The following is a 13,068-nucleotide window of genomic DNA, read 5'->3' as shown; positions in this document are numbered from 1 at the left end:
TTATGAAAACTCAAGGCATTCATCACGTCGCTTATCGTTGTATTAATGCGAAAAAAACCATGGAGTTTTATCGCGACTTACTAAACATGGAATTTATGTTAGCGATTGCTGAGGATAATGTACCTTCAACAGGTGCCCCTGATCCTTACATGCATATCTTCATGGACTCTGGTCGTGGTAATGTATTGGCGTTTTTTGAAATTCCTAATTCACCAGAAATGGGACGTGATGTGAATACACCTGAATGGGTTCAACATATCGCGTTTCAAGTTGATTCTATGGATGATTTATTAGAAGCAAAAGGTAATTTGGAAGCCGCAGGTATTGATGTACTAGGGCCAACTAATCATACTATATTTAAGTCGATTTACTTCTTTGATCCAAACGGACATCGTATAGAATTAGCGGCTAATACTGGGAAACCAGGTATGTTAGATGAATTAAAACGTGTTGCCCCTGCTATGTTAGACGAGTGGGACAAAACTAAAAAAGCACCACAACATGCAGCATGGTTGCACAGTGGTGAAGATTTTCCGGGAAGTAAATAATGAAATTAGCAAGTTTAAAATCAGGCCGTGATGGCAAATTAGTTGTGGTTAATAATGCTCTGACTAAAATGGTTTCTGCCGGTGATATCGCACCGACAATGCAAAGTGCGTTAGACAATTGGGAAGCCGTAGGGCCTAAACTTAATGCTTTATTCGCAGACTTAGAAAGTGGTGCAATTGCAGGTGATGTTTTTGACCAAAACGAGTGTGAATCGCCATTACCACGCGCTTATCAATGGGCTGATGGCAGTGCTTATGTTAATCACGTTGAACTTGTGCGTAAGGCTCGTAATGCAGAAATGCCTGCTAGCTTCTGGACAGATCCATTAATGTACCAAGGTGGTTCAGATAGCTTTTTAGCACCTCGTTCGCCAATTGTTATGCCACAAACTGAAGGTTTTGGTGTGGACTTTGAAGCGGAAGTTGCTGTTATCACAGGTGACGTACCTATGGGCGTTAGTGCGGAAGATGCACTGAATTACGTTCGTTTAGTGATGATCGTAAACGATGTATCATTACGTGGCTTAATCCCAAATGAATTGGGTAAAGGGTTTGGTTTCTTTCAATCTAAACCATCAAGTGCCTTTAGCCCTGTTTGTGCAACGCCAGATCAACTTGGTGATGCATGGCAAGACGGTAAGTTATCTTTGCCATTAATATCTATTTTAAACGATGACATGTTTGGCAAGCCAGAAGCGGGTGTTGATATGACATTTAACTTTGGTCAACTTATCGCTCATGCAGCTAAAACTCGTCCATTATGTGCAGGCACCGTTATAGGTTCTGGCACTGTATCTAACAAGTTAGATGGTGGTGCAGGTAAACCAGTGAAAGATGGTGGGGTTGGTTACAGCTGTATTGCTGAAATTAGAATGATCGAAACCATCGAAAGTGGTAAACCAACTACTCCATTTATGCAATTTGGTGACAAGATACAAATCGAAATGTTTGATAAACAAGGTCAATCTTTGTTTGGTCAAATAAATCAAACATTAGAGCAACAGTAAACATAAAGCTGTAATAGAGAAAACCTCATTTAAATGAGGTTTTTTTATGCCTGAAAATCGGTCTTTTTTTACTTTAAATTAACAGTGTATACTGCCAGTTAATAATTAGCGTGTTTTGAGTTATCAATGAATATAAGTAATCAACTTGTTTTACCCTGTGGTGCTACCTTACCTAATAGAATATGCAAAGCGGCAATGACAGAAGGCCTTGCTGATAAATTTGATCAACCTACTGAAGCATTAAATCGTTTATATCAAACATGGTCAGAGGGCGGTGCTGGCTTATTAATCAGTGGTAATATCATGGTTGATAGACGTTATTTGGAAAGAGCAGGGAACGTCGTAATAGAACAAGGTAGTGATATCAACTTAGTTAAACAATGGACTCAATCCGCTACCTTAAATGGAAACCACTTTTGGGCGCAGATATCTCATCCTGGCAGACAGTGCCCGCGTATGGTCAACTTACACCCTGTGTCACCATCAGATGTGCAATTAGATATGATTGGTAACTTTGGTAAACCAACGCCTTTATTAGAAACGGAAATTGAGCAGATCATAGAACGTTTTGCGACTACAGCTAGAATTGCGAAGGAAGGCGGTTTTACCGGCGTGCAAATTCATAGTGCACATGGTTATTTGTTAAGTCAGTTTTTATCTCCTATCACCAACAAACGTTCAGATATATGGGGCGGTAGTATTGAAAATCGCGCTAGATTATTACTTGCTGTGGTTCGGGCTGTTAGAGATGCGGTAGGCCCTGCATTTCCTATTGCGGTGAAACTCAATTCATCTGATTTTCAAAAAGGTGGTTTTAGTCATGAAGATTCGGTGAAAGTAGCTCGTTGGTTACAAGAAGTAGGAATCGACCTACTTGAAGTGTCTGGTGGTACTTACGAAAAGACCAAGTTTTTAACCACGGAAGAAGAAGACGATGTCAGAGAATCAACCAAACACAGAGAAGCTTTTTTCTTAGAATATGCCGAAACAATGCGTGAAGCTGTAGGTGATTTGCCATTAATGGTGACGGGTGGATTTAGAACATTAGAGGTAATGAACGAGGCACTTGAGCAGAATAAAACCGATATGATAGGTTTGGGACGTCCATTTTGTTTAGTGCCTGATTTCCCTAATAAACTATTAAATAATCAGACAAAATCACTACCAAAACCTGAATCTAGATTAGTATTAGGCAAAGGTAAACTTAGCGGAAATAGTTCTAATTCATTAATAAGAGCCATCAATACACAAGGTCAGGCTGGTTACTTCTATTATCAGATTTATCGCTTAGCGGCTGGCAAATTACCAAAAGATAACTTAGGAGTGTTTAGCTCTTTTTATAAACACTTATCTAGAGATTGGTATAAATCCATTGCCAGAAAACTGGCTTAACAGATCTGTTTTTCTATTAACGCCTCAAAATTGGGGCGTTTTGCGTATTGGGTTAACCCATACATAGCGTAAACAACAAAACATAAACCAAAGGTAATACAGAACAATACGCTGCCAGACCAAGCCGACAAAATGATCCCACCAATGTAAGGTGCAGATGCAAAACCAATAGAGTAAAAACTAGCAGCACCAAAATATACGCCTTTCATATGTTTTGGCGCAATTCTGTCGATTTGTATGTTCATGTTTGGAAACAAGATAGTTTCACCCACACTCATTACAAACGTGGCTATTATCCAACCGGCATAAAAATCAATGGGGTTTAAAGCAAAGCACAATTGAGATAACGCCAAGAAAAACATGCCTAAGTATATTCGCCTGATCAAACTGACATGGGCTAAAAATTTAATAGAAAAAAACTGTAAACAAATGATAGTGCACGCATTAGTAAAAATGAGAAAGCTGACTAATTCTATGACGTTATTGGTCGATGATTGGGTTAAGTATTGCACTAAGGATGAATCTAAATGTGCGTATATAAACATTACTATCATGTTCGCAATCAACAAGAGCAAAAACACATGATCTTGTCGTAATATATGCAAAGTTTGTTTAAGGGTTACTTTAGTTAAATTTGTTGGCTGGCCGATAAATGTTGAATGCTTAAAGGTGTATTTGAGTACAAGTACTAACACAACGAAAGAAAATGCGGTTAACAAAAAAGTTTCTTGTTGCGCGGTTACACCAAACCATACCCCCATTAAAGGTCCGATGGCCGCGCCTACATTAATAGCGAAGTATCTTAGTTGGAATGCTAGTTCACGTAAGTCAGTATTGGGTAATGAGTCTGATATTAGGACTTTTACCGGAGGTTCCCATATTTCCTTACTGATGGCGCACAACGCCATAAAGAATACATAGCTGATTATGTGGTTAGCGAAGGCTATGCCTACGAAGGCAAATATTGAAATAATGCCCGCTGCGAGAATAACATTTTTACGTCCATATCTGTCGGTTAGAGTCCCTGAGAAAAATCCGGTCACTACTGCTGATACAGCTGCAAGACTCATAAATAAGCCGATTTCCCATGGTGATAACTGAAACTTTTGAAACAGAATTATTGCCATAAATGGCCAAACCATAAAAAAAGTACCACGCGCAAAAAAGGCGCCGATAATTAATACCCAAACCACCACTGGAAATTGTTTGGCATTTGATATTTTCATGTTCAATCTCATACAGGCTAGAGTAATTACACTATCGTTTTTTTGCACAAATTACAGCCATTTTTTGCACGATTTTTGTTATATGAAATAGCAAATGTTTCCTATTCAAAATGCGGGTTATTTCAACTGAAATTATTCATGGTGTTTTGATTAAATATGGGTAGAATTGCATCCCGATTTTTCTGGTAAATATTAAAAATAAATAAAGAGTGCAGAATGGTAACAGTAGGTATTGATTACGGAACATCTAACTCCGAAGTGGTTTTATTTGATGGTAAAGAACATCATTATATTGAGTTAGACAAAGACTCTAAAACCCCGTTTAAGATCCGTTCTTCGGTTTTTATTTATTATGAAGATGACTTACCTTTACCTCCAGTTGAAGTGATTGAAGATAAAGTTCAGTTTTTAAAAAGAGCGATTACTGCGCAGTTAGATAAAGCTAAAGATAAGTATGAAGAAGCTAAAACGCCAGTAGATCAACGTCGTTACTTAAAACAAATCGACACGTTAAGAGCTGAATTCCATAATACGCCAGCGTTACAGCGTAAAGCGATTAATCAATTACTAAAAAATCAGTCAGTAGACGACTTACCGCTGCATAAAATGGTTGAAACCGGTACTTTCTTATTTGGTGAAGCTGGCTTTAAGCAATACTTAAAAACACCTGAAAAAGGACGTTTAATATATTCTCCAAAAAACTTCTTAGGTGCGAATTTATTATCAGGTCAAAAAGACGCTTTTGTTGGTTTGATCGCTAAACAATTGGCTTTCTTTAAAGAAGCCACAGAAGCCCAATTAGGGAAAGAAGTAAAAGGCGCTGTTATCGGCCGTCCAGTTAAATACCACGGCACGCGTGGCGAAGATGGTAACTCTCAAGCCATCACTATAATGAAAGAAGCGGCAAAATTAGCTGGTTTCGAAAAAATAGATTTTTTAGAAGAACCTATTGCTGCGGCATATCGAATTGAACAAAACCTAAATGAAGAAAAAGTAGCACTGGTTATCGACATCGGTGGTGGTACAACAGATGTATGTTGTATTCGTTTAGGAACACAAAAGCAACATGAGTACGACAGACAGCAAGATGTTCTGTCAGTGACGGGAACACGTCTTGGTGGTATGGAGTGTGACAAAAATCTAATCCTTAAATGCATTGCTCCTGCAATGGGATTAGGGACAGAAACCACAAATGGTATTCCTATCCCTCCGTTATATTACAACGACATGGTGGCGGTAGATGATATTCCACGTCTAAATAAGTTTTTTACTGACGAGACTGGCTTAGAGATAGCTCAAACGATATCGATTGCTAAAGAACCTAAAAAGTTGGAAAAATTATTAATCGTTCAAGAAGAGAAACAATCCGCTCGTTTGGTTAACTCTTCAAGAATGGCAAAAGAAATGTTGTCTGAGAAGAATCACATTGTTTTACCGTTAAAGTACATAGAGCCTGATTTTAATGTTGAGCTAACGGAAGATGATTTGAAACGTTCAATGATAGGTTGGATGTCACGTGTAAGAGCATTAGTGAACGAATGTTTAGCTAAGAGTAGTCAAAAACCTGATATCTTATTTTTAACCGGTGGCATGAGCTTGTCACCTGTGGTTCAAAAAGATATTAAAGCTATGTTGCCTGACATTCCAATTGTTACGGCTGATGCATTTAAGTCAATTTCTGAAGGTTTGAGTATTCAAGCCAATAAACTGTAATCTCCCTTTTCTACAACAGTTCTAGCCTAAAATAGGTTAGAACTGTATTTTACTCTCCTTATTCTACCGTTGCATTTAATCTCACGCGTCACGACACTTAATTATGATTAAGACCAAGCGTTATTGCAGTTTGAATAGCTATTTAATCAACTGTCTTGGTGGTTAACCAATGTCTTATAATTGGTTGATATTTGGTGGGTTAGTGATTAGTTTCTATATTAGCTTTAGAACAATCAAAGAAGCGCGGTTCTTTTTACTTCTGAAGTTTACCTTTTAATATTAGTTAATATAGTTCTGGAGAATAGAATGTCGATGAAGGGGAAAGTAGCAATTGTAGCTGGAGGTGGACGCGATATTGGTCGTGCTTGTGCAATTGCATTAGCAGAAAAAGGCGCAAACATCGTCCTTACTTATCACTCAAGTAAAGAAACCGCACTATCCGCAGTCGCTGAAATTGAAGCCTTAGGGTGTAAAGCGGTGGCAGTACAAGCTGATTTAACAGTACAAACAGGTGTTGATGCCACGGTTAAAGCGGCTTTAGATAGCTTTGGTTCAATTGATACTTTAGTGCATGTATCTGGTGGTTTATTAGACCGCGTTAAAATTGCAGACATGTCATTAGAGCATTGGACCAATGTGATGAATGTAAACATAACGTCATTATTTATGATGACAAATGCATGTATTCCACACATGAAAAATGGCAGTTCGATTGTCACATTTGCGTCTCAAGCTGGACGTGATGGTGGTGGCCCAGGCGCAGTAGCCTATGCAACATCAAAAGGTGCCGTGATGTCATTTACACGTGGTCTTGCAAAAGAACTAGGGGTCAATAACATACGAGTTAACAGTGTGTGCCCTGGCATGATCAGTACCGGCTTTCACGATACATTCACTAATAATGATGTACGTAAAAATGTTGCAGGCGCTACGGCGCTCAAACGTGAAGGTACATCACAAGAGGTGGCTAGTTTAGTTTCATTCTTAGCCAGTGATGAATCGTCTTATATGACGGGTAACTGTGTGGATATTAACGCAGGGTTATTATTCTCTTAATAGACTCAATCAGTCTATTTATAATGAGAGTGTTTGGTCATAAAAAAAGAAACCGTAGGGTTTCTTTTTTTATGCTTTTACCAATGCAGATTATTCGTAAAAATTGTTTAACTAACTAAATGACTTAACGAATATAAGTCTCTTGTTTCATTATTTTTTCTTTTTACTTCTTCTAATGCTCTTGCTTCAGTTGCATCAAATAATGCATTGATAAGGCGGTTAAAGTGTTCATGCATTGCTACTCTCGCAGCTTGGGCATCACCCGCTTTTAACGCATTATATATTTCTCTGTGTTCATCTTTACGTTTATTAACATTAGAGTTACACACCATTCTATAAGCTTCTTTGATATTTTCTTTGCTTTCTCTTAAGTGCCAAAAGTTTTGTACTGAGAATAAAATGGCATTGTTGCGAGTCGCTTTAGAGATAATTGAATGAAACTCTTTATCCGCTTCCTCTGCATTAACACCTGACTCCATCTTCACTAGACTAATATGTAACTGCTCTAGTTCTTCTTTAGTTATGCTGCCAGCCGCAAGCGCAGCTGCTTCACCTTCAACAAGCGCGCGAGCTTGGGTTAATTCGAATGCTGAAACGAACAATTGGCTATTAGCTTCGTCAGGCTTTTCAATTACATAGACACCTGAGCTGGTTTTGACCTCAACTCGTTGGCGAACTTCTAATGCAATGATAGCTTCACGTATAGTAGGACGACTTACATCAAATTGCTCAGCTAACACACGCTCCGGCGGTAGACGACTACCTGGAGGATAATTTCCGGAATCTATAAGTAATTCGATTTTTTCTACGATATCCCAAAACAATCGGCGGTTTTGCATTATAGGTCTCTTTCTCTGAATACAGCAAAGCTGGATTAAACAATTGATATTAGTTTAGATATTATATCCTTATATCAGGTTTTTATGAACAATCAAATTGGTTAATAAATAAGTTTTATATTGGTTTTATCTTTAGTGGAATATGGTTAACCGAAAGGGGAGCGATTTATCAATATTTGACTGGCTACTTTCGATGGAAGCTGTGTACTAAAACTCACTTTTATAGCTGTGTAGCTCACTAAACTTTACGTCGATTATTAGTCATTATGTAGTAGGTTATTAATCTGAATTGCTAAGGCGGTGACAACTAAAAGCCTGACTTAACACGATAATATGGTTTGTTATGTTTAATTACGTCACAGTTTGAACGTTACTTAATATTGCATCTTATAATATTAAAGAATTAATAATAAAATACGGTCCTAAACAAACAGGGTTACCTTAGCCTAAATACCACTCATATTCTTATTTGATCCACCTTTACTTAAGGAGGATTAAACCTATGCTTACAGCATAAATATTGTCGTTTATTCCTTGGAACAACTCTCTTCTTTGTAACTATTTAGTTGTATTTACCTTTGTTACATTTAGCTGTTTTTAACTTTTACTAAAACGACATTATTGAATCACGTCTGACTTTCATCAATTTGCGCATAGGTTATAAGTAAATTTTTCTCAAAATAATTCAAAAAAAGTTAAGCTGATCTAATCGCAAAAAAATAGAGCTAACGAATAAGGTTAGTTTCTAATTTGACCCACAAGGTCATGACTTTACTTAGAAATATAAAATTCAATTGAGCAGCAGATTATAGTGTCAATGGGATTTTATATCTGAAATTTGAGGAGCAATTATGCCGACTTTAGCTTTCCCAAAAGAAACCTTAGTAGGTGAGAAGCGCAGCGCATTGTTACCAAGCAATGTCAAAGCTTACAAACTCCTAGGTGCATCAGTCATTATTGAAACTGGTCTAGGAAAAGGTATTCATATAACGGATGAAGAATACCAGCAGGCAGGAGCCGAAGTAATTAACAGCCGAGAAGTGTTATTAACACAAGCTGATGTGGTTTTATCAATTCATAAGTTACCAAAAGAGGAATTAAGTTTAATCACCAACAAAGTGGTTATTAGCTTTTTAGATCCTTTTAACAATGCAGAATATGTAGAACAACTATGCCAACATAATGTCACTAGCTTTAGCATGGAAATGATCCCTCGTAGCACCCGTTGTCAAAAAATGGATGCGTTGAGTTCACAAGCCAGCTTAGCGGGTTATGTCATGGTCGTTAAAGGCATCGCAGAATTAAACTCTGTGTTACCTATGATGATGACCGCAGCGGGCACCATTAAACCGGCTAAAGTATTTGTTATCGGTGCAGGTGTTGCTGGTTTACAAGCTATTGCAACGGCAAAGCGATTAGGCGCAGCAGTAACCGCGTTTGATACTCGTTCTGTAGTTGCTGAGCAAGTTCAATCGTTAGGAGCTAAGTTTTTAGATATCGACTTAGGCGAAACCGGGCAAACTGCTCAAGGTTATGCCCAAGCGTTAACGCCTGAACAAATGCAAATTCAGCAACAAGAACAAGCAAAATGTATTGCTGATTCAGACATAGTGATCACAACGGCTCAGTTGTTTGGTCGTAAACCTCCAGTGTTAATTAATAAAGAAACGGTGTCTTTAATGAAACCAGGTTCTGTCATTGTTGATATGGCGGCTGAAAATGGCGGTAATGTTGAAGGTTCAGTAGCTGGAGAAACGGTAGTTGTTAACGGTGTGACTTTGGTTGGAACCGGAAACTGGTCAAACGATGTAGCTAAAAATGCCACACAAATGTATGGCAATAATGTATTTAATTTAGTCAGTGAGTTTTGGCAAAAAAGCGAAGACGAACAAGACACTAAATTTATCATCGATCTTGAAGATGACATTCAAGCCAATGCTGTTATCACTCACCAAGGTTTCATTTCAAATGACATGATCAAAAACCACTTACAGAAAGGACAAGCATAATGACCGCAATTTATCTGTTATTTATTTTAATGTTATCTATCTTTGTTGGTTTTGAATTAATTCGCAAAGTCCCCGCAACATTACATACGCCATTAATGTCAGGCGCTAATGCTATTTCTGGCATTACCGTTATTGGAGCTTTGGCATTGGCGGGTGGTGAATATGGACAATGGTCTACTTGGTTAGGTGCCATCGCCGTGTTTTTAGCAACGGTCAACGTAGTGGGAGGTTACTTAGTAACTGACCGTATGTTAGCCATGTTTAAGAAAAAAGTAGGGAATAATAATGTTGGATTCATTTATCAGTACCGCTTTATTAATAAACTTTGTTTATGTGATATCTGCTACTTTATTTATCTTTGGCCTAAAACTATTAAGTCACCCATCCACTGCAAGGAAAGGTAATTTTTTGTCGGCTTTAGCTATGTTAATCGCCGTTGTTATTACCTTGTTAGACAAACAAATCATTTCCTTTGAACTGATTTTAGCCTCTGTTGTTGCGGGATCAGCCGTTGGCCTTTTTGCCGCTAAGAAAATAGAGATGACGTCTATGCCAGAACTTGTATCTTTATTTAATGGTATCGGTGGTTTGGCTAGCTTAGCCGTAGCGTGGGCGACAATATTAGGGGGGGAATTTATCGACCTTTGTATTGTTTGTTAGTTTCTTAGCATTATTAATCGGTGCGATTACTTTTTCAGGCAGTGTGATTGCTTGGGCTAAATTAAGTGAACGCATTGTGGGCCGCCCAATTGTATTTAAAGGACAAGTGTTTGCAAATGTACTTTTAATCATTGCGATTGGAGCCTCTGCCGCCTTGTTAATCATGCAACCTGAAGTGACCAACTGGCACTATTTGGTGATTGGTTTAGCACTGTTGATGGGGGTTATGTTTGTATTGCCAATTGGTGGTGCAGATATGCCGGTGGTTATTTCATTATTAAATAGTTACTCAGGCTTAGCTGCTTGTGCCGCAGGGTTTGCATTAGAAAATAACCTATTAATAGTTGCAGGCGCATTAGTTGGGGCCAGTGGCATTATCTTAACTAATATAATGTGTAAAGCCATGAATAGGTCATTAGTGAACGTCATAACATCTGGTTTTCAACCGGTCGTGACCTCTGACATGGTGATTGAAGGTGAAGTAAAACCTTTGTCAGCAGAAGATGCTTTTTATGTGTTAGAAGCGGCTCAGTCTGTGTTAGTTATTCCTGGTTATGGCATGGCAGTGGCACAAGCGCAACATGCAATGAAAGAGTTGCAAGGTTTGTTAGAAGATAACGGTGCTGAAGTGGCTTATGCTATTCATCCAGTTGCAGGACGCATGCCTGGACATATGAATGTGTTATTGGCAGAAGCGGATGTATCTTATGAGCAATTGTTTGAAATGGATGAGATAAACCCTCGCATTGAAGGTTTTGACGTGGCAATTGTTATTGGCGCAAACGATGTAGTTAATCCTGCTGCGCGTGAAATGAAAGGCAGTCCAATTTACGGCATGCCAGTTATTAATGCGGATCTTGCTAAGAATGTTTTTGTTCTTAAGCGAGGCATGGCATCTGGTTTTGCAGGTATCGATAATCCACTGTTCTTTAAACCCAATTGCCGTATGGTTTTTGGTGATGCAAAAGAAACGTTAAATAATATTATTCGTCAATTTGCAGACTAATTTTATTATTAATATAAAAGCGTTAAAGGCAGGTTAAACCTCCTTTAACGCTTTTTTATATAAATGAAATATTCTAGTTAGGAACTCAAAATTGATTAAATATACTTAGCGGTAAGTTTAATGAGTTGCCAATGTAGATGAAGCTTTCATATGATTCAAACTTATAATTTTAATCAGCAATACCTTTAAACTAGCTGTTATTAAGCGGCATGTGGTTCTTCAATTTTATCGGCAGTCATATTTACAGAAGAATCTGTGCTACAAAATGTGTACGGATCTACCGAATTAAAAGCAACTCGTGTCGGCTTGTCAGGTGGCGCGTTATTTTTATCTGCGGTAAACTCAGTATTCCAAAATATTAACTTTTGCCCAACAGTGTTGTATCTCCATAAAATAAAACGAGCATCTCTAATTAACTAATAAGAGTGAGCTTGCAGGTTGATGGGATCACTGTAATAAGTGGATTAAAAAAATTGGCAGGCAAATACCGATGTTTGCCGTTATGCAATTAACTGAGGAATGAATAAATGTCCAAACTTACTGATATGTTGAAACCTGGGGTGGTTTTAACAGATGATGTTCAACGTTTATATGATCATGCAAGAGCAAATCAATACGCGTTACCAGCGGTAAACGTGATAGGCACAAACTCCATTAATGCAACTTTGGAAGCGGCTGCTAAAGTAAAGTCGCCAGTGATCATTCAATTATCAAACGGCGGAGCATCATTCTTTGTAGGTAAAGGTGTGGCATTAGAAGGTCAAGACGCTGCAATCGCAGGGGCGGTAGCCGCAGCTAAATACGTTCATGCTGTTGCACATTTATATAATGTACCAGTTATTTTGCATACAGATCACGCAGCTAAAAAGCTTCTTCCTTGGATAGATGGTCTTCTAGACGCAGGTGAGCAGCACTATGCCGAAACGGGTAAGCCATTATTTAGTTCTCATATGATTGATTTATCGGAAGAATCATTAGAAGAGAATATTCAAATTTGTGCTGAGTATCTTGCTCGCATGGATAAAATCGGTATGACCTTAGAAATAGAATTGGGTTGCACGGGTGGCGAAGAAGATGGGGTTGATAACTCACATATGGACAGTTCTGAACTATATACACAGCCAGAAGATGTTGCTTATGCCTATGAACAGCTTTCTAAAATAAGCGACAAATTCATTATAGCTGCTTCGTTTGGTAATGTTCATGGTGTATATAAACCAGGTAATGTTGTACTTACGCCTGAAATATTAAAGAACTCACAAGCGTATGTTTCTGAGAAGTTTAACTTACCGCATAACAGTTTGAATTTTGTATTTCATGGCGGATCAGGTTCTGAACCAGAAAAAATTGCCGAGTCATTAACTTACGGCGTGATTAAAATGAACATAGATACTGATACGCAATGGGCCAGTTGGCATGGTGTGTTGGATTATTACAACGATAAACAAGGTTATTTACAGGGGCAAATTGGTAATCCTGACGGTGACGATAAGCCAAATAAAAAATACTACGACCCTCGAGTTTGGTTACGTCATGCTGAAACATCAATGACAACTAGATTAGAGCAATGTTTTGAAGAACTAAATTGTCTAAATAGATATAGCTAAGGGAT

The 13,068-nt window shown here is 38.2% G+C and carries 9 protein-coding genes and 2 pseudogenes; 9 read left to right on the top strand and 2 right to left on the bottom strand.

Going from position 1 to position 13,068, the window contains the following annotated elements; genetic code table 11:
- Window positions 1–2 precede the first annotated feature (2 nt).
- From RT723_RS09340 to RT723_RS09330, 3 genes are all read left to right on the top strand, one after another.
- Window positions 3–548 carry a VOC family protein gene (locus RT723_RS09340; RefSeq protein WP_216053857.1) on the top strand — a complete coding sequence of 182 codons (546 nt, stop codon included), beginning with the start codon at window positions 3–5 and terminating at the stop codon, window positions 546–548.
- Window positions 548–1,555, top strand: a complete 1,008-nt coding sequence (locus RT723_RS09335; protein WP_315946789.1) for a fumarylacetoacetate hydrolase family protein — start codon at window positions 548–550, stop codon at window positions 1,553–1,555. The genes RT723_RS09340 and RT723_RS09335 overlap by 1 nt, the downstream gene beginning before the upstream one ends.
- A gap of 126 nt (window positions 1,556–1,681) precedes the next feature.
- A complete protein-coding gene (locus RT723_RS09330; protein ID WP_315946788.1) occupies window positions 1,682–2,947 on the top strand; it encodes an NADH:flavin oxidoreductase/NADH oxidase family protein in 1,266 nt (421 codons plus the stop codon).
- Here RT723_RS09330 and RT723_RS09325 read toward each other — a convergent pair.
- Window positions 2,944–4,173: an MDR family MFS transporter gene (locus RT723_RS09325; protein ID WP_315946787.1), complete on the bottom strand. Its 1,230-nt coding sequence runs from the start codon at window positions 4,171–4,173 to the stop codon at window positions 2,944–2,946. The genes RT723_RS09330 and RT723_RS09325 overlap by 4 nt on opposite strands.
- 216 nt (window positions 4,174–4,389) lie before the next feature.
- On the opposite strand from RT723_RS09325, the gene RT723_RS09320 reads away from it, so the two are divergent.
- Together RT723_RS09320 and RT723_RS09315 are read left to right on the top strand one after the other, a co-directional pair.
- Window positions 4,390–5,886 carry an Hsp70 family protein gene (locus tag RT723_RS09320; RefSeq protein ID WP_216053861.1) on the top strand — a complete coding sequence of 499 codons (1,497 nt, stop codon included), beginning with the start codon at window positions 4,390–4,392 and terminating at the stop codon, window positions 5,884–5,886.
- Between the two features lie 312 nt (window positions 5,887–6,198).
- Window positions 6,199–6,942 carry an SDR family NAD(P)-dependent oxidoreductase gene (locus RT723_RS09315; RefSeq protein ID WP_315946786.1) on the top strand — a complete coding sequence of 248 codons (744 nt, stop codon included), beginning with the start codon at window positions 6,199–6,201 and terminating at the stop codon, window positions 6,940–6,942.
- 107 nt (window positions 6,943–7,049) lie between these two features.
- Here RT723_RS09315 and RT723_RS09310 read toward each other — a convergent pair whose 3' ends face one another.
- Window positions 7,050–7,781 (bottom strand): FadR/GntR family transcriptional regulator, encoded by a 732-nt coding sequence (locus RT723_RS09310; RefSeq protein ID WP_315946785.1) that lies wholly within the window; start codon window positions 7,779–7,781, stop codon window positions 7,050–7,052.
- An 851-nt stretch (window positions 7,782–8,632) separates the two neighbouring features.
- On the opposite strand from RT723_RS09310, the gene RT723_RS09305 reads away from it, so the two are divergent.
- The 4 genes and pseudogenes from RT723_RS09305 to fbaA all read left to right on the top strand — a co-directional run bounded on the left by RT723_RS09305 (window position 8,633) and on the right by fbaA (window position 13,063).
- A complete protein-coding gene (locus tag RT723_RS09305; RefSeq protein WP_315946784.1) occupies window positions 8,633–9,790 on the top strand; it encodes an NAD(P) transhydrogenase subunit alpha in 1,158 nt (385 codons plus the stop codon).
- A pseudogene (locus tag RT723_RS09300) lies at window positions 9,790–10,062 on the top strand (NAD(P) transhydrogenase subunit alpha part 2); the annotation flags it as partial. The gene RT723_RS09305 and the pseudogene RT723_RS09300, both read left to right, overlap by 1 nt.
- A 13-nt stretch (window positions 10,063–10,075) precedes the next feature.
- Window positions 10,076–11,456: pseudogene (locus tag RT723_RS09295) on the top strand (NAD(P)(+) transhydrogenase (Re/Si-specific) subunit beta).
- Between the two features lie 527 nt (window positions 11,457–11,983).
- Window positions 11,984–13,063, top strand: coding sequence for a class II fructose-bisphosphate aldolase (gene fbaA, locus RT723_RS09290; RefSeq protein WP_315946782.1), 1,080 nt, complete (start codon window positions 11,984–11,986; stop codon window positions 13,061–13,063).
- The last annotated feature ends 5 nt before the right edge of the window (window positions 13,064–13,068 follow it).

The sequence above is a fragment of the Psychrosphaera aquimarina genome (assembly GCF_032461525.1).
GTDB classification, from domain to species: domain Bacteria; phylum Pseudomonadota; class Gammaproteobacteria; order Enterobacterales; family Alteromonadaceae; genus Psychrosphaera; species Psychrosphaera aquimarina.
The sequence above is the reverse complement of the archived record's forward strand: the minus strand, read 5'-3'. Positions and strand labels throughout refer to the sequence as shown.

Coding starts and splice junctions, on each gene's coding strand:
- RT723_RS09340 (WP_216053857.1), top strand. CDS start 3: ATGAAAACTCAAGGCATTCATCACGTCGCTTATCGTTGTATTAATGCG.
- RT723_RS09335 (WP_315946789.1), top strand. CDS start 548: ATGAAATTAGCAAGTTTAAAATCAGGCCGTGATGGCAAATTAGTTGTG.
- RT723_RS09330 (WP_315946788.1), top strand. CDS start 1,682: ATGAATATAAGTAATCAACTTGTTTTACCCTGTGGTGCTACCTTACCT.
- RT723_RS09325 (WP_315946787.1), bottom strand. CDS start 4,173: ATGAAAATATCAAATGCCAAACAATTTCCAGTGGTGGTTTGGGTATTA.
- RT723_RS09320 (WP_216053861.1), top strand. CDS start 4,390: ATGGTAACAGTAGGTATTGATTACGGAACATCTAACTCCGAAGTGGTT.
- RT723_RS09315 (WP_315946786.1), top strand. CDS start 6,199: ATGAAGGGGAAAGTAGCAATTGTAGCTGGAGGTGGACGCGATATTGGT.
- RT723_RS09310 (WP_315946785.1), bottom strand. CDS start 7,781: ATGCAAAACCGCCGATTGTTTTGGGATATCGTAGAAAAAATCGAATTA.
- RT723_RS09305 (WP_315946784.1), top strand. CDS start 8,633: ATGCCGACTTTAGCTTTCCCAAAAGAAACCTTAGTAGGTGAGAAGCGC.
- fbaA (WP_315946782.1), top strand. CDS start 11,984: ATGTCCAAACTTACTGATATGTTGAAACCTGGGGTGGTTTTAACAGAT.